Annotated in this window: 11 protein-coding genes and 2 CRISPR repeat arrays; of the genes, 2 read left to right on the top strand and 9 right to left on the bottom strand. The window is 71.8% G+C overall.

Features of this window, described 5'->3' with window-relative positions; genetic code table 11:
• Positions 1-31: 31 nt before the first annotated feature.
• From casB to cas3, 3 genes are all read right to left on the bottom strand, one after another.
• On the bottom strand, positions 32-673 hold the full coding sequence (gene casB / locus ACIPLC_RS27570; protein ID WP_400475707.1) for a type I-E CRISPR-associated protein Cse2/CasB: 642 nt from the start codon (positions 671-673) through the stop codon (positions 32-34).
• Positions 663-2,378: a type I-E CRISPR-associated protein Cse1/CasA gene (casA, locus tag ACIPLC_RS27565; protein ID WP_400475706.1), complete on the bottom strand. Its 1,716-nt coding sequence runs from the start codon at positions 2,376-2,378 to the stop codon at positions 663-665. Before casA ends, casB begins: the two co-directional genes overlap by 11 nt.
• 233 nt (positions 2,379-2,611) lie before the next feature.
• Positions 2,612-5,491: a CRISPR-associated helicase Cas3' gene (gene cas3, locus ACIPLC_RS27560; RefSeq protein WP_400475705.1), complete on the bottom strand. Its 2,880-nt coding sequence runs from the start codon at positions 5,489-5,491 to the stop codon at positions 2,612-2,614.
• A gap of 171 nt (positions 5,492-5,662) precedes the next feature.
• Positions 5,663-6,728: a CRISPR direct-repeat array (repeat unit 28 nt; unit sequence GTCGGCCCCGCGCTCGCGGGGATTGCTC).
• Here cas3 and ACIPLC_RS27555 point away from each other — a divergent pair.
• The gene (locus tag ACIPLC_RS27555; protein WP_400475704.1) at positions 6,729-6,866 is read left to right on the top strand and encodes a helix-turn-helix domain-containing protein; all 138 of its coding nucleotides are present in this window, start codon (positions 6,729-6,731) and stop codon (positions 6,864-6,866) included.
• A 30-nt stretch (positions 6,867-6,896) separates the two neighbouring features.
• On the opposite strand, the gene ACIPLC_RS27550 is transcribed toward ACIPLC_RS27555, so the two are convergent.
• Genes ACIPLC_RS27550 through tgmA form a run of 5 tightly spaced genes read right to left on the bottom strand, consistent with a single transcriptional unit; the run spans position 6,897 to position 9,655 of the window.
• Complete coding sequence (locus ACIPLC_RS27550) at positions 6,897-7,190, bottom strand: DUF6087 family protein (protein ID WP_400475703.1); 294 nt, start codon at positions 7,188-7,190, stop codon at positions 6,897-6,899.
• 41 nt (positions 7,191-7,231) lie between these two features.
• On the bottom strand, positions 7,232-7,969 hold the full coding sequence (locus ACIPLC_RS27545) for a hypothetical protein (RefSeq protein WP_400475702.1): 738 nt from the start codon (positions 7,967-7,969) through the stop codon (positions 7,232-7,234).
• Complete coding sequence (locus tag ACIPLC_RS27540; protein WP_400475701.1) at positions 7,861-8,379, bottom strand: hypothetical protein; 519 nt, start codon at positions 8,377-8,379, stop codon at positions 7,861-7,863. Before ACIPLC_RS27540 ends, ACIPLC_RS27545 begins: the two co-directional genes overlap by 109 nt.
• Complete coding sequence (gene tgmB / locus ACIPLC_RS27535; RefSeq protein WP_400475700.1) at positions 8,376-9,350, bottom strand: ATP-grasp ribosomal peptide maturase; 975 nt, start codon at positions 9,348-9,350, stop codon at positions 8,376-8,378. Before tgmB ends, ACIPLC_RS27540 begins: the two co-directional genes overlap by 4 nt.
• Positions 9,347-9,655: a putative ATP-grasp-modified RiPP gene (gene tgmA / locus ACIPLC_RS27530; protein ID WP_400475699.1), complete on the bottom strand. Its 309-nt coding sequence runs from the start codon at positions 9,653-9,655 to the stop codon at positions 9,347-9,349. Before tgmA ends, tgmB begins: the two co-directional genes overlap by 4 nt.
• A 470-nt stretch (positions 9,656-10,125) precedes the next feature.
• On the opposite strand from tgmA, the gene ACIPLC_RS27525 reads away from it, so the two are divergent.
• Positions 10,126-10,524 (top strand): helix-turn-helix transcriptional regulator, encoded by a 399-nt coding sequence (locus ACIPLC_RS27525; RefSeq protein WP_400475698.1) that lies wholly within the window; start codon positions 10,126-10,128, stop codon positions 10,522-10,524.
• A gap of 869 nt (positions 10,525-11,393) precedes the next feature.
• Here the strand turns inward: ACIPLC_RS27525 and cutA are convergent.
• Positions 11,394-11,717: a divalent-cation tolerance protein CutA gene (gene cutA, locus ACIPLC_RS27520; protein ID WP_400475697.1), complete on the bottom strand. Its 324-nt coding sequence runs from the start codon at positions 11,715-11,717 to the stop codon at positions 11,394-11,396.
• Between the two features lie 290 nt (positions 11,718-12,007).
• A CRISPR array of direct repeats spans positions 12,008-16,368; the repeat unit is 29 nt; unit sequence GTCGGCCCCGCGCTCGCGGGGGTTGCTCC.
• Positions 16,369-16,374: the final 6 nt, after the last annotated feature.

Below are 16,374 nucleotides of genomic sequence, written 5' to 3'. Positions count from 1 at the left end.
GTGCCGGCGACGGGTGCGGCGGGGGGGGTGATCAGCTGTCGGCGGGCGTCTTGTCCTTCCACGCCTGGTAGCCGATCGCCCACTTGAGGCGGACCTGCGGGCGCCGGTCGGTGCTGTGCCAGGCCTGGATGTCGGCCATCAGGTGGCTGTAGTCCAACGGCTGCGTGATGGATCGCAGTTGGGTGACCAGGCCGCGCAGGTGGACCAGCAGCGCGGACACGCTGGTGGCGCCCGCGAGTTGCGCGACCCGGGTGTCGAGCGCCTCCTCGCTGACCTTGCCGCTCCGGCGCAGCACTCGCAGCGCCTCCCCGAGCTTGACGCCACGGCGGTGCATCGGCTTGGACTGGCTCTGCTGGTGGAGGCCGTAGAGGGCCAGCGCGGCGTGCTCGGCCTTCTGCTCGTCGGAGACCTCGTCGCGCAGCGCGAGGACGTCGTTGACCTCGCAGCTGTAGAGCGGCCACATCTTGGGGCTGTCCATGACGGGACGCCCGAGGCCGGAGCGCAGGGCCGCCAGGTCCTCGCCGGGCGGCCGGCGTGGTTGCTTGGTGCGGGGGTCGTACCGCCAGTTGTGGTCGGGGCCGGTGAACTCATCCCAGTACCGGCGCCGTCGGGCGGCGGCGGCGTTCCCAGCGGCGGCGGTGTGCTCAGTCGCGGCGGTGTGCTCAGTCGTCAAAGTCCGCTCCGGGGTCGTGGTCGAGGGCGGGGCCGGTTTCGGCCGCCCGCGCGGCGGCCGCTTCCCGTAGGGCATCGGCGTACCGGGGAAGGATCTCGTCGAGTCGGCGCCGGAAGTTGGCGCCCGCGGTGCCGAGCCTGTAGGTCTGCGTCTTGCCCGCCTTGCCGCCCTGGCTGATCGTGCGGCCGCCGAAGGTGGTGGTGGGTGCGGCCAGCAGGAGCGTGTTCGCCACGTCCCACGCCTGGCGGTGGGCGAGTTGTTCCCATGCGAGCCGGCCCCGCTCCAGGGCCTCGTCGTCTGCGCCGGCGGTGCAGACGCCGGCGAGCAGGCGGCGCACCAGGGGGTCGAGGGTGTGCAGGAGGAGTTCGCCCGGTCGCTGGCCCTTGTCCCAGGGGATGGGGTCCGTTCCGGCGGCCCGGCGCAGGTCGGCGGAGAGGTTGCTGACGGCCTGGGCGAGTCGTTCCGCCTGCTCGGCGACGTCCAGGAGGAGCAGTTGGGCCTCGCTGTCCTGCTGGAGGGCGAGCAGCGGCAGGGGGATGGCGTCGTGGATGACGTCCTCGACGATCGCGGACTGGGTGCCGTAGACCATGCCGAAGGTCTCGACCTGCAGCGGGTAGTCGGCGGGGAGTTGGTCGTCTCCTTGCAGGGCGCTGATCTGGTCGAGCAGGATGCTGGTCTCGAAGCCGCCGTCGGGGCCCTGGCGAGTGGGCGTGAGAAGGGCCTCCAGGCCGCGCCAGGCGGCCTTGCCCTGAGTGTGGCGGCGCGGCCTGCGCTCGGGCAGGGCGGAGGCGGACTTCTTGGCGGGGGCGGTGAAGGTCCAGGCGGTGTGGGGCTCCTGCTCGGGCATGGGCGTCAGCCGGTCCCCCGCGCTGATGACGACCCGGGCCACCTTCAGCTGCCCGGCCTCGTCCTGGTGCGGGATGAGGCGGATCCGCCGGGCCTGCCAGGTCCACAGGTCGAGGAGGCCTTCGGCCGCGCGGGGCTGCCAGGCAGGGCCGCGCGGGGCGCGTTTCCACTGCGGGAGGCCGAGGTTGTCGGGCGGGGTCAGCGGAAGGTTCAGCAGGAGGGTCTCGTACAGGGTGCGCCCGGTGGGGATGATGACGCCGAGTTGCCCGAGCGGGCCGGTCGGGTTCCCGGTCGTCTTGCCCGCCTTGACCTCGGGGTCGTCGACGACGCCGGTCTTGATCGCCGCGGTATCCCAGCAGTGGGTGTGCACGAGCCAGTGGGCGGCCTGGTCCGGCGTCAGGTCGAGCGGGTCCGCGTCGGTGCGGCTGGCGAACAGCGGGACGTTGTTTCCGCTCGCCGCGGTCGCCACGAGGGCTGCGGAGCCCTTCGTCTCGTCCTTGGCGGTACGCAGCCCGGCGACCTGCGCGAACGGGGCGGCGGGGTCGAAGAGGTCGAAACTCGCGCGGTGATCGGCGAGGTAGGGCAGGAGCTTGTCCTGCTCCTCTTCGGTGAATCCGCTCTTTTGGGCAAGACGCCTGCCCTGCTCCCGCAGGGTTCGGGGCGCGCCGGTGGCGTCGGCGACGACGGGCAGCAGAACCTGGCGCAGGACGGCCGGCAACTGCGTGGAGAACTCGACGACGAGGCCCTCGAACTCGTGAGCCCGGGCCAGGGCCTCGGCGATCCCCACCTGTACGGGAGGCCCGTCGCCGACGGGTCGTACCGTCAGCCACGGTTCCTCGACAAGGTTGTACCCAGGCACGCGCTGATCTCCCAACTGGCCTTGTTTAGCTGGTTGCCGGTTCATCGTGGCACCGACGGAGGTCCGCTGTGGGACGAATGCTTGAATTGCCCCTCGGCCCCGCAGGTTTCATTGCGCGGGGATGGCCCATGGCCGTGTTTTCCGGCCCTGGTCGGCCGCAAGTCGGCCCCGCCGTCGCGGGGTTGAGGGGTTGGGGGGATGGGTCGAGGTCTGTTCGGCTCATCCCCTCACCTTTACCGGTACTGGGGCCCTCCCCTCACCACGAGGCCGAGCACGTCGTCGTAGCGCAGCTGGAAGTCACCGAGGACCGCTTCGCCGTGCTCGTCGAGTTCGAGGGCCAGGCTGTACCGCAGCCACGGATGGTCGCGCCAGCCCGACAGCGGACCGAGCGCCTGCTCAGCCGCCTCGGTCAGCTTGGCGGGGAGGCGCACCGTTCCGGAGAGCACGTCGTCCACCAACTCGGCCGCGACCTCGCCGTTCGGCCCAAGGCTGCGGCCCGTCACCGCACCGAAGCCACTCTCCGTACGGTGCACCAGCACGACCTCCACGCTCCGCTCCCCGTCCCGGACGAGGGCCTCGAACTGCCCTTCGGACAACGTGCTGTGGGCTCCGTAGTGCAGCCCGGCCAGAGTCTGTGAACCGTGCTCCCCGGCACGGGTCAGGACGTACTGGGCGGCTTTTGCGCGACGCTTGAACTGCCGCTCCTCCCAGTCCTGCCTGGCCTCTGCCTCGGCCTCGGCCCACTCCTCCGGGACGACGGGGTCGGTGCCGTAGACCCGGGCGACCAGCTCCGGCACCTGGCCGGGGATGCTCCACACGCCTCCGTCGGCCTTCGCCACCCGCTCGACCTCGGCGGCCGTGCGCAGCAGGAGGTAGCGGCCGTAGATCCCCTCGGAGGCGCGCAGGATCTGCGGCGCGCCGTCGTCGTCGGGGTGCACGCCGGTGACAGCGACGGTGGGCCGGGACAGCCGGCCGGGGCGCTGCACGCCGTCGTGGCGGTGAAGGCGTCCGATGCGCTGAAGGAGCAGGTCCATCGGAGCGAGGTCGGTGATCAGCAGATCGGCATCCACGTCGAAGGACTGCTCCGCGAGCTGGGTGGCGACGACGATCAGCCTGTCAGGACGTTTGGATCCCTCCGTAGGCGGTCCGAGGAGCTTCAGCACCTCCTTCGTACGGTCCGCCCGGTGGCCCGCGTGCAGGCGCCCGTGCAGGAGCCGGACATCGGCGCCGAACTCCTTGTGGAGGGCCTCGAACGCGGCCTGGGCGCGGGCCACGGTGTTCCGGATGACCAGGACGCACCCGCCGTCAACCAGCCGCTCCCTCAGGTAGTCGACCACGGCGGCATCCTGCGCGACTTGGGCGTCGGTCCGCATCGGAGGCTCGTCGAGCACCTCGACCCGCACCTGAAGGTCCTCACGCCAGGACGCGGTGCTCTCCACCAGCACTTCCGGCTGCCCGTTCGGCCCCGCCCAGGCCGCCGTGACGCTCGGATAGCCCTCCGGCTCGGGAAGCTCCAGGGCCGCCGAGGCCTCCGCCGACTGCGTACCGGCCAGGTAGGCGGCGACCAGGCGGCGCCGCTGCTCCGGCGGCAGCGTCGCCGACAACAGCACCACCGGCACGCCGGCCTGCCCGAGCCACCACAGGCCCTCCAGCAGGAACTGCGACATGTAGACGTCGGCGGCGTGGACCTCGTCGAGGATCACGACCTTGCCCACCAGGCCGGCCATCCGCAGCATCACGTGCTTGGTACGGGTGGCGGCGTACAGGAGCTGGTCGATGGTGCCGACCGCGAACGGGCTCAGCAGACCACGGCGACGCCCGAGGAACCACTCGGCGGGGGCTCTGCGTTCCCCGTCCGCGCAACCGTCGAAGCAGTCGGTCCGCATGCCGAACTCGTCTTCCCCCACCGACGAGTAGTGGGAATCGGCGTCCTGCCCCCACTCCCCCGCGCCCTCCAGCAGACCGCGCCACTCCTTGTTGAACATCCGCTTGCCGTGCAGCAGCGCGACCTGGCCCTCCAGCCCATCACCGACCTCGCGCAGCCACGACCGGACCTGAGTGAACATCGGATCCGCCGTCGCCTGGGTCGGCATCCCCAGGAAAACCCCGTCCGCACCGTGACGCGCTGCCATCAACTCGGCCGCCGCCAGCGCCCCCTTCGTCTTCCCCTCCCCCATCGGCGCCTCGACGATCACCAGCCCGGGGCCGCCCATCCGACGCACCACGTCGAGGACCAACTCCTGCGAAGGCCTGGCCCCGTGGCCGAACCGGTCCCGGAACGTCTCCGGACCGGGCGCCGCCAACGCTCCCCATCCGCCGCGCAGTTCGAGCCTCGACCACGCCGCCGCAGCCCGCTGCCGCGCCTGAGGCATCGCCACCTTCGCCAGGTCGGACACACCCGTGAAGTGCCGCTCGTCGCTGGCGATCCAGTCCGCCATCACCACGAAGCCGGACAACTGGAGCTGCGCCGCACGGCTCGGCACCAGCACCGGCTCCACCGCGGCCAGCGGCGACTCCCCCTCATAGCCGAGCTCCCGCGAGAACACCTCCACCAACGCCGACTGCGCGAGCTTCCAGGGCTGGCTGCTGCCTTGCAGCTTTTCGTTCTTCTTCGGCGGGCTCAGCTGCCCCAGCGTCGGGATCAGCCCGTGGTGGCCGGCGACCAGCGGCCAGACCCAACCGATCTGTTCCTCACACCACTTCGCGTCTGTGAGCAGCGCCCTCAGCAACCGGGCACCGGCTTTGTCATGCCGCCAAGACGAGCCCTTCACCGCGTACTTGTCCCAGGTGAGCCCCGCTTGACGGACCGCCGCCTCGCCAGCGACGTCGAGATGCTGAAACACCGGAGTGGCCTTGCCACAGTCATGGATCCCGCACAACCAGGCGAACAGACGCCGCCCCTTACCAGCGCCGCCCGCGAGAGCGTCCAGACGCCACCGCGTCACCGGCGGCAAGTAGCGGTCCCAGACAATTTCCGCCACCGCGGCGGTGTCCAGCATGTGCGACAGCAGTAGGTTGACCGTCCCCCCGGCCCGCCCGGCAGACTTACCCCACAGCGCGCCCAGCCAGCCCCTGACCTCGGGCGGGTACCACTGCCAACGGTCCTCGACCATCGTCTCAACCTCCACGTGCAGGTACGCTTCGAGAGCTTAGGACACCTCACTGACAACTCGGTTCGGAGCAAAGAAATATGACGGTCATACATCAGCTCCCCTCCGGGCTGTCATCCGATCGAACTGAATCAATCAGGCCCCTCGGCCGCTAATCACCGCAGGTCAGAAAGTGTCGGCCCCGCGCTCGCGGGGATTGCTCCAATGACAACGGAAAGTAGCCAACGCCCCCGGCGTCGGCCCCGCGCTCGCGGGGATTGCTCCCGGTGAGTTCTGCGGGCTTATCTGACCGATGCGTCGGCCCCGCGCTCGCGGGGATTGCTCTCCCAGGCGGCACCGGTCGCCGGGATCCCCGGGGTCGGCCCCGCGCTCGCGGGGATTGCTCTCGGTCGGCGGCGCGGACCAGGCCGTGCTCGGCGTCGGCCCCGCGCTCGCGGGGATTGCTCCTACAGGATGCCCGGTTGACCTGTCAGCTCACAGTCGGCCCCGCGCTCGCGGGGATTGCTCCTCCTACAACATCACCCTCGGCGCGACCATCGCGTCGGCCCCGCGCTCGCGGGGATTGCTCCGTCAATGGTGCCCGATACCGGGCCGCCCTCTGGTCGGCCCCGCGCTCGCGGGGATTGCTCCACCTGTTGACACGAACGTGCCGCCCCGGGCCGGTCGGCCCCGCGCTCGCGGGGATTGCTCCTGCTCGGCCTCGGACTCGTTGCGCCCGACTCAGTCGGCCCCGCGCTCGCGGGGATTGCTCCGCGCTTACCCGCGTGGCCGGTCCGGCGCTGGTGTCGGCCCCGCGCTCGCGGGGATTGCTCGTCGGGCCGGGCCGCCGTCGCGGCGCTCGCGGAGTCGGCCCCGCGCTCGCGGGGATTGCTCCCATTTCGGGGCGTCTTCGGCCTCCGCCATGTAGTCGGCCCCGCGCTCGCGGGGATTGCTCCGGCGGGGCACCCTTCCCGTTGACTCCGTATTTGTCGGCCCCGCGCTCGCGGGGATTGCTCCGAGCCGTCGCCGGCCCACTGGCCGTCGAGCAGGTCGGCCCCGCGCTCGCGGGGATTGCTCCTGGTCCGCCTCCGACTCCCGGACGCCCTGTGCGTCGGCCCCGCGCTCGCGGGGATTGCTCCCGGCAGAAGGCGGACAAGGACATCGCAGAGTGGTCGGCCCCGCGCTCGCGGGGGTTGCTCCTCCAGGCGTGCGCCTGGCGTGTCGGGCCGGGGGTCGGCCCCGCGCTCGCGGGGGTTCCCCCGTGTGTGCCCATAGAGACGCAGCAGCCCGGACCGTCGGCCGGTTCGAGAACGGGCCCGTACCGCCCACGCTCGACAAGCTCAGCGCGATCGCCCGTGCGATCGGGGTGCCGCTCCGGCGACTGCTCCGTGATGGATGACGCTGACCGGCCGCACCGTGGTACGGCCGGTCAGGGCTTGCGGTGCTTCCCCGCCGGCTTCTTCGGAGGTCGAGCCGAAGACATCGGAATCACCCCGTCGCCGTCGATGCCGTGGAGGAGGCGCTGTGCGGCGGCGTAGTTCGGCGCGATCGTCTCCGGTACCCACTGGTAGCCGTCCCAGCGGGAGATGAGTCGAGGTGCGTCCTGGTGCAGGTGGGCCGGTGCGGTCTCGTGGCCGATGGTCGCGGCCTTGAGTTCGCCGACCGGTCGGCGCCGTGCGTCCCGCCGCGCTGCCCACTGCCCCAGGGGTTCGTCCTCGTCCATCTGGTCCTCCTCCGCGACGGCGCAGCCCAGAGTACCGGCAGTCAGCCGGGGAGGAGCCAGCTCGGGCCGCTCGGGTCCCCGATCCAGACCCGTTGGTCCTCGCCGCTCACCGTGAGGCCGAACTCGTCCTGTCCCGGGCGGCCTGCCTTCTCCCAGCGTTCGAAGGCACGTTCCACCGCGTCCCAGAGCGGGAGCGGCCCGTGCTGGTGGACCGCCCAGCCGGCGCCGGACGCCTCGGTCCACGCCTGTGAACCGGTAGCGGTGTCCAACAGGATCACCTGTTCTCCGGCGCCCAGAAGTTCGGCGGAGGGCGCGGCGAGCCGGGCGAGGAACCGCCCGACCCACGACCACAGGTGCTTCGGGTCGAGACTGGTCGGCCGGGTGATACCCGAGTGCATGGTGAACGCCGAACGCGGCGGAGACTGATGCGGCCCGGCGAGCACAAAGGACGTCTCTTCGCCGGTGAACCGGCCGGCCGCGCTGCCGTCAGCCTGGAGAGTGAGGTGGACCAGGCCGGAGGCCTGCATCCACCCGCCGAGGCAGGTCGTGATGGTGCCCCCGGGGCGGATCTGCCAGAGCCATGGGTACGGGACGGTACGCACGGAGCAGGTGGCAACGATCCGGTCGAACTCCGCGCCGGCCTGCCGTTCCTCCAAGCCGTCGCCGACGATCAGGGTCGGGGTGTAGCCGAGGCTGTGCAGCGTCCTTCTCGCGCGGGCGCCGACGGTCTGGTCGACCTCGATCGAGGTGACCAGCTCATCGCCGAGCCGGTGGCGCACAGGACTGCGGTGGAGTACCCGGTGCCGGTGCCGATCTCACGGACACGGTCACCGTCCTCGATGCCGGCCACCTCCAGCATCCGCACGACGAGCGAGGGCAGCGTCGACGACGAGGTCGGCAGCCCGTACACCGGGCCCGTCGCGTCGGCGGCGTCGACACCGCCGACCTGCGTCACCCACGTCTCGTTCCGGTACGCCATCGCCAGCCACTCAGCCTCGGAGACTCCGTATCGGCGCAGCGACTCATACACCGTCAGGCCCTGCGGGTCCTGGCCCTGGCGGAATACGGCGTCGGAGAGGAACGCATCGCGCGGGACGTCCTCGATCGCCTTCCTCCAGGCCGGCTCGGTCAGCCCCTGGCCAGTGATGCCGTCGGCGAGCTGTCGTCGGAGCTGTGCGGTGTCGGTCATGCTGCTCCTCGCTGGAGAAGATCCGCCAGGGAGGCGGTCATCGGCAGGCCGGTCGGGGGCTCCATCCAAGCCCACTGCCCGGAGGGGTTGCACTCGATCCACACCCAACTGTCCTCCGTACTCTCCGGGCCAGTGAGCGCGAAGTCGAAGGCGCCGAAGAGGGGCCCGAAGTGGCCGAGGTAGGCGAACAGCGAGCGCTCAACCCGCTTCGGGACGGGGACCACGGTGTAGGTGTGCGTGGTGTAGTCGACGCGCCAGTCGAGAAGACCGCAGTCGATCCGGACGGCAAAGACCTGCCGGCCGATGACGGTGACCCGTACGTCGGCGGTCTTGTCGATGCGCTGCTGAAACAGGTGCATCGTGCCGGCCACCGAGTCGCCGATCTCCTCGACCCTGGCCTCGGTGACGGGCACGGTCTGAGCGACGCCATCGATCAGATAGGTCGGCAGGCTGATGGGCTTGTGAATCACCCGTCCGTGAGCCACGGCGAACTCGCAGGCCTCGGCGGGTTCGTTGGTGACCAAGGTCGGCGGGACCTGGAAGCCACAGGCTGCGGCGGCGGCCAAGCCCGCGGGCTTGTACTCGGCGTCGGCGATCTTGTTCGGATGGTTGACATACAGGCAGCCGGGGAGGGAAACGAGGACGCCGCCGAGGCCGTAGCGGGCCTGTGCGGCGGCGACCCTGGCGTCCTGCGGGTCGAGATGGGGGAAGGCGAACGCGGACGGTCGCCGGTAGTACAGCGACCGAATCGAGCCGAGTCCGACGAGCCGGGACGGCGTTCGCACGCGCCCCTCCCACTCCTGTGCGCCTCCGCCGATCCGGGCGGTGAGCGACAGGGTGGCAGGGAAGTCACCGGCGTCGAACCGCACGACCGGGACACCCCGGTCGTGCAGTTCGGCGATCACCAGGTCAGCGGTCGGGTCTTGCAAATTGGTGACGACCGCGACCGGTCCCGCATCAGTGGACGTCACTGGTCGGTGTCGTTCCCCGTGTCGCTGTCCGCCGCGTCCCCGCTCTGTGCGTCGCCCTGACCGGTGGTGCCGGTCGGCGGGTTCGTACCGGACGACGTGCCGTGACCGGGGTTCAGCATCGGAGCACCGGTCGGGTCGAAGTAGCGGGCGTTCTGGCTCGCCGGGTCCAGCTCGATCCGGCCGACGGTGCCGCCGCCGTCGAACGGCGGGTACGGGGCGAGCTTTCCGACGACGAACGGGGTCGGGGTCAGGTACCCCTGCGGGAGCGGGGCCCCGGTCGGGATTCGGTCCGTGTAGGTGAACATCGCTTTGCCTCCGCGGTGTTGGTGATGCTGACGGCCATGCTGCTGGTGCTCAACCTCCCGAGCCCCGGGTCGTCAATGGGCCCGGTAAGAAGTCTGCGATGGCGGGGTCATCTCAGCCCCGCCGCCGCCTTCGCCGCCGGGCCTCGCAGATCTGCCGGATGACCAGCGCGCGACGCCGTGCGCAGTCCAGGTCCACTGTGCTGTTCACGAGGCGCTGCGCGGTCCGCTCGGCCACAAGGCGCTCCAGCTCTCTCGGATGGGATTTGACGCGGCGCCCCGCGCCGAGCTGGGCGCCGCTGCTGGCCCAATGGGGACCCGAGCCCGATGACTCAGCCGATCCTTGCGGAGCAGTGTGACCACCCTGCCACTGTCAGCTACGGTCTCCCAGAGCACCTTTGCAGCGTTTCCCAGGCTTCTTCCGCGCATGTCGGCACATGAGCTGGGACTTCCGTCGGTGGACCGGGGGCACTATGGCGTCCAGGCGTGATCGGCTGGCACTTCGGCGAGCTCAACTTGGCTACAGTCAGGAGAAGTTCGCCGAGGCGGCTTGTGTCGCGACATCCACGGTGGCACGGTGGGAAAAGGGCAGCGCGACCCCCTATCCGCACCAACGACCCAAGCTGGCAAGGCTTTTGAAGGTGACAGCGGAGGGTCTTGCGGATCTGCTCTCCCTCGACACAGTCATAGTGGCGGTGTCAGGCCCGACACCAACCGCTCTGGCGTGCGACGAGGAGGACGACGTGGACAGGCGCGGCTTCACCTGCGGCGCGGCGGCCATCGCGGCCATCGCGGCCGGCGCTGCCATCGAGCCATGGGAACGGCTCGCCTCCGCACTCGGTGGCAGCCCCATCGCGATCAGATGTCCGTAGACCACCTGATGTCGATCACCGCACGACAGTTCGGGGACGAGGAGCAGCACATCCCGGCTCGACTGCTCGCCGCGCAGCTGTCCACGCATATCGACCACATCACTGCGGTCCTACCGAACTCTGGCACCCACCGGGGCGCGCTCACCATCGCCGCTGGAGAGACCGCAGCTCTGGCCGGATGGACCTATTGGGACCTCGGCGACTACTCGCGCGCCGGTCACTACTACCGGACGGCTCGACTCGCGGCCGACCGCGCCGGACACGGCCCGCTGCATGCCCTCGCCCTGGGCTACGCCTCGTACGGGGTGGAGGCAGCAACGGCTCGGCAGATGCTCGCCGCCGCACGGGAGAATGTCCGGGGCCGAGGCCTGGAAGCGGCCCGGGCATGGCTCGCCGCACGGGAAGCCGAGGAGGCCGCAGCGGACGGCGACAGGGAATCGGCACTGCGTGCGCTGGACCGCGCCCGGACTGCCTTCGACTACGCGGAGCCCGACACCGCTCCGGCCTGGATGTCCTTCTTGGGCGAAGCGCGCCTCAGCTCAATGACGGTGGCGACCTACGCCAAGCTGCGGCATCGAGACCTCGGCGCGGCCGCAGACCAGACCCTGGCCGACCTGGGCGAGGACGACCGAAAGATCAGGGTCGCAGTGCTCGGAGACGTCGCGGCGGGCTACCTCACGGCGGGCGCCGTCGAACAGGATGTCGAGATCGGCCGCCGCGCCCTCGCCGCCACGCCCTCGCCGCCACGCTCGAAGCCGAGACGACCATGGGTCGAGTACGGCTGTCCGCACTGGCCGACCAGCTCCCGGCATCGTCGGCGGCCCAGGCCTTTCGAGACGAGATCCGGGCCTCCTTGGAGTAACTGCCGATCAGCTTCGCGTCTCTGCGGCCACCCAGTCCAGGTAGGCGGCCGATCCAGTGATCACCGGCACCCCGACGACCTCCGGCGTGTCGTAGGAGTGCAGCTCAACGATGCGCGCGGACAGCTGATCAGCCAAGCTCGCCCGGGACTTGAAGTCGATCCGCCACTCGGCGGACTCCTGCACCTCGCCGTCCCACCAGTAGACGGACTGGACGCGGTAGACCTGCGCACACGCGGCCAGGCGGTCACGGATCACCACCGAGGCGAGCTCACGGGCCTTCGTCTCGTCGTCATGGGTCGTCGTCACCACAACGAAGTCACTGGTCGTCATACCGTGACGGTACCCGGCATCGACCACCGCCCACACCCCTGCCCGGCGAACCTACCCCACAGCGCGCCCAGCCAGCGCCTGACCTCGGGCGGGTACCACTGCCAACGGTCCTCAACCATCGTCTCAACCTCCACGTGCGAGTACGCTTCGAGAGCGTAGGCCACGGCATTGACAACCAGCCCTGAGGCAAGGAGAGATGGCAACAACGCATCGACCGTTCGACGAGCCCTCTACCGATCGAACTGAATCAATCAGGCCCCTCGGCCGCTAATCACTGCAGGTCAGGAAGTGTCGGCCCCGCGCTCGCGGGGGTTGCTCCGATCAGGGGCTGTCGCTGAGGTGCGCGTCGGTGTCGGCCCCGCGCTCGCGGGGGTTGCTCCTTGAGCGGGGAGACGATGGGCAGCTATCAGAGGTCGGCCCCGCGCTCGCGGGGGTTGCTCCCACCACTGAGGGAGTTCACATGTTCGGGACCAGTCGGCCCCGCGCTCGCGGGGGTTGCTCCCGTCGGGCGGCTGGGCGGACCGAGGCTGGGCCGTCGGCCCCGCGCTCGCGGGGGTTGCTCCGCCCCCCGGTCCTCATCACCGGGGGGCGCCACGTCGGCCCCGCGCTCGCGGGGGTTGCTCCGACGCTGGCCCGTCGGCCGCGCCGGTCCGTATGTCGGCCCCGCGCTCGCGGGGGTTGCTCCTCGCGCTCGCGGTCGGTGTCGCTGCCTGATTCGTCGGCCCCGCGCTCGCGGGGGTTGCTCCTCGACTCGGACATCCGGGAGCTGCTGCTGAGGGTCGGCCCCGCGCTCGCGGGGGTTGCTCTCCTCAAGGGTGAGCCCGTACGGCCGGATCACAGTCGGCCCCGCGCTCGCGGGGGTTGCTCCCTGCTCCCACTCGGCCGGCTTCAGCGGGATCGGTCGGCCCCGCGCTCGCGGGGGTTGCTCCAACGTCCGCTCCCGCCTGCTTCCCGACGGCCGGTCGGCCCCGCGCTCGCGGGGGTTGCTCCGGGGCCAGGATAAGCCCGCCCGGCTTCGTCTGGTCGGCCCCGCGCTCGCGGGGGTTGCTCCCGTCACGGTGGCGTACCAGCCGGGGCCGGTCGGTCGGCCCCGCGCTCGCGGGGGTTGCTCCAGGAGGTTGATGTCCATGGCTCGGCTCTCCCTGTCGGCCCCGCGCTCGCGGGGGTTGCTCCCGACCACCAGCGGCACTACCGGTTCTACCCGAGTCGGCCCCGCGCTCGCGGGGGTTGCTCCTCGACGACGAGCTGTCCCTGTGGGACCTCCGCGTCGGCCCCGCGCTCGCGGGGGTTGCTCCGGACCGTCCACACACCGGAGATGACCCGATGAGTCGGCCCCGCGCTCGCGGGGGTTGCTCCCGACGTACCGGCGCGGGGCGCGCCCGGGTCGGGTCGGCCCCGCGCTCGCGGGGGTTGCTCCCAGCCCCCGAGCGGGGCGAGGAGGGGAACACCGTCGGCCCCGCGCTCGCGGGGGTTGCTCCGCCACGTCCATGCGCGCTGAGCTGGGCCTGAAGTCGGCCCCGCGCTCGCGGGGGTTGCTCCCACTACGTGCCCACCATGCACAGCCGCTCCGGAGTCGGCCCCGCGCTCGCGGGGGTTGCTCCTTCCTCGCCCCCGAGGTGGCCGCGGACCTGGTGTCGGCCCCGCGCTCGCGGGGGTTGCTCCGCCGACAGCACTGCGTCGGCATCGTTCTTGGAGTCGGCCCCGCGCTCGCGGGGGTTGCTCCCGGCGACAGACCGACGGGGTCGAGCGGGCGGCGTCGGCCCCGCGCTCGCGGGGGTTGCTCCGTCGGGGAGGACAAGGCCGAGCGGGCCGAGCGGTCGGCCCCGCGCTCGCGGGGGTTGCTCCGCGACGGCGGTGATCACCTCGTGCCCGTGCTGGTCGGCCCCGCGCTCGCGGGGGTTGCTCCTCCATCGAGGACATGACGCTGGTCTTCGCGCCGTCGGCCCCGCGCTCACGGGGGTTGCTCGGCCAAGCCCTACGACCGCCACACGATCATCCCGTCGGCCCCGCGCTCGCGGGGGTTGCTCCAAGTTCGCGCTGGGCGGCCTGTCGCTGCCGGAGTCGGCCCCGCGCTCGCGGGGGTTGCTCCCACATCAGGTACTCCTGGCGGGTGTAGGCCCGGTCGGCCCCGCGCTCGCGGGGGTTGCTCTACGGCCTGGAAATTGAGTGCAGGCCTAAGAAGGTCGGCCCCGCGCTCGCGGGGGTTGCTCCCAGCTCCGCCGGGTCCGCCACGATGCCGGTCTGTCGGCCCCGCGCTCGCGGGGGTTGCTCCACCTTCTACGGCTGGCTCGCGGACGCCGGCATGTCGGCCCCGCGCTCGCGGGGGTTGCTCCTCACCGAGCGGGCCGGGCAGCGCCACGTCCACGTCGGCCCCGCGCTCGCGGGGGTTGCTCCGTCCAAGTGTTCGAACAAGCTCGGTGATCATCGTCGGCCCCGCGCTCGCGGGGGTTGCTCCCAGGCGATCAGGACCATGAGGCCGATCAGGATGTCGGCCCCGCGCTCGCGGGGGTTGCTCCAGGCTCTTGTGGTCACAGGTTTGGGCGTGCGTGTCGGCCCCGCGCTCGCGGGGGTTGCTCGACCTTGGCCCAGGTACCGTCAACCGCCCACCGGTCGGCCCCGCGCTCGCGGGGGTTGCTCCGGCCGAGCAGCGGGCCGAGCGCCACCGCGTGGGTCGGCCCCGCGCTCGCGGGGGTTGCTCCCACAGCGACGACCAGCTCGGCCGCTCCTCCTGGTCGGCCCCGCGCTCGCGGGGGTTGCTCCATGTGGTCGCTGTGGGACGCCGCCATGAAGATGTCGGCCCCGCGCTCGCGGGGGTTGCTCCTGGAAGGCCAGGCGGATGTGCTCCCAGTGCGGGTCGGCCCCGCGCTCGCGGGGGTTGCTCCGCGGTGACCCCGCTCGCCATGACCGTCGCGGCGTCGGCCCCGCGCTCGCGGGGGTTGCTCCCGCCAGCGCCCGTGTTGAGCTCGCGCAGCACGGTCGGCCCCGCGCTCGCGGGGGTTGCTCCTCGCCCGCCCCTCCCGCCTAGTGAGGACGCCCGTCGGCCCCGCGCTCGCGGGGGTTGCTCCGCGGAGCAGCATTCGGGGCTGTTTCTCCCAGGGTCGGCCCCGCGCTCGCGGGGGTTGCTCCCGGTGATCACCATCCCCCCGCCCCCGTCCGAGGTCGGCCCCGCGCTCGCGGGGGTTGCTCCTGGAGGCCGCCGAGCACGCCTGGCGTCGCGTGGTCGGCCCCGCGCTCGCGGGGGTTGCTCCGCCGGTGGTGGGCCGTCTTCAGCCACCTGCCCGTCGGCCCCGCGCTCGCGGGGGTTGCTCCTCGACCAGTTGGGAGATCCCGTACACGCTCTCGTCGGCCCCGCGCTCGCGGGGGTTGCTCCGGCACCGGCCCGCCCACCAGGGTGCGCACCCGGTCGGCCCCGCGCTCGCGGGGGTTGCTCCAAGTACTCGGTCCCGGCCAGGTTCATCGGCAAGTCGGCCCCGCGCTCGCGGGGGTTGCTCCGGATTGAAGTGGCCCCACCTCCGATCGGGTGAGTCGGCCCCGCGCTCGCGGGGGTTGCTCTCGCCATGGACGTTCAAGGAGTTGGCCGCCGCAGTCGGCCCCGCGCTCGCGGGGGTTGCTCCATCTTCGTCGGCTTGGTCCCGCCCGGGGAGGAGTCGGCCCCGCGCTCGCGGGGGTTGCTCCAGGTCGAACAATGTGAATACGGACATTCGCGGGTCGGCCCCGCGCTCGCGGGGGTTGCTCCGGGACGGCGAGCAGTACGTCTCGCCGCTCGGCGTCGGCCCCGCGCTCGCGGGGGTTGCTCCGCTCCTCCAGCAGCCGCTGGAGGAGCTGTGTGGTCGGCCCCGCGCTCGCGGGGGTTGCTCCGACTGCCCGTTGCGGGTGGTGGTGTTGATCGCGTCGGCCCCGCGCTCGCGGGGGTTGCTCCCCGTGGCCGACGTGAGAGTCGTACGGCTGGATGTCGGCCCCGCGCTCGCGGGGGTTGCTCCCGGGGGCCGGAAGCGATCCAGGCGTACGGCCTGTCGGCCCCGCGCTCGCGGGGGTTGCTCCGGGCTGCGGGTGTCCTGCTGCCCGGGCTGACGGTCGGCCCCGCGCTCGCGGGGGTTGCTCCGAGCCGATGACGGTGAACGGCAGGGCGAGGATGTCGGCCCCGCGCTCGCGGGGGTTGCTCCTCGGCGTCGACAAGAGCTGCGTCGCGAAGGTCGTCGGCCCCGCGCTCGCGGGGGTTGCTCTGACAATCGGATCCCAGTGGGAGACGATCGTTCATCGGCCCCGCGCTCGCGGGGGTTGCTCCGGTGAGGTCCTGCGGCCCGGACAGGTCCGTCGATCGGCCCCGCGCTCGCGGGGGTTGCTCCGAGGTCTTGTGCGAGCGGTGCGGCTGGACGAAATCGGCCCCGCGCTCGCGGGGGTTGCTCCGCCGGCTCTGGGAGGTCTGGGCGCAACTCGGAATCGGCCCCGCGCTCGCGGGGGTTGCTCGCAGGTCGTCCAACACGCGGGCAACCACCGCCTGTCGGCCCCGCGCTCGCGGGGGTTGCTCCTCCTCGCCATGCAGGGCGCGATCGCCGCCGCCGTCGGCCCCGCGCTCGCGGGGGTTGCTCCGAGCCGATGACGGTGAACGGCAGGGCGAGGATGTCGGCCCCGCGCTCGCGGGGGTTGCTCCTCGGCG

It is taken from the genome of Kitasatospora sp. NPDC086801 (assembly GCF_044745805.1).
GTDB lineage: Bacteria > Actinomycetota > Actinomycetes > Streptomycetales > Streptomycetaceae > Kitasatospora.
The sequence above is the reverse complement of the archived record's forward strand: the minus strand, read 5'-3'. Positions and strand labels throughout refer to the sequence as shown.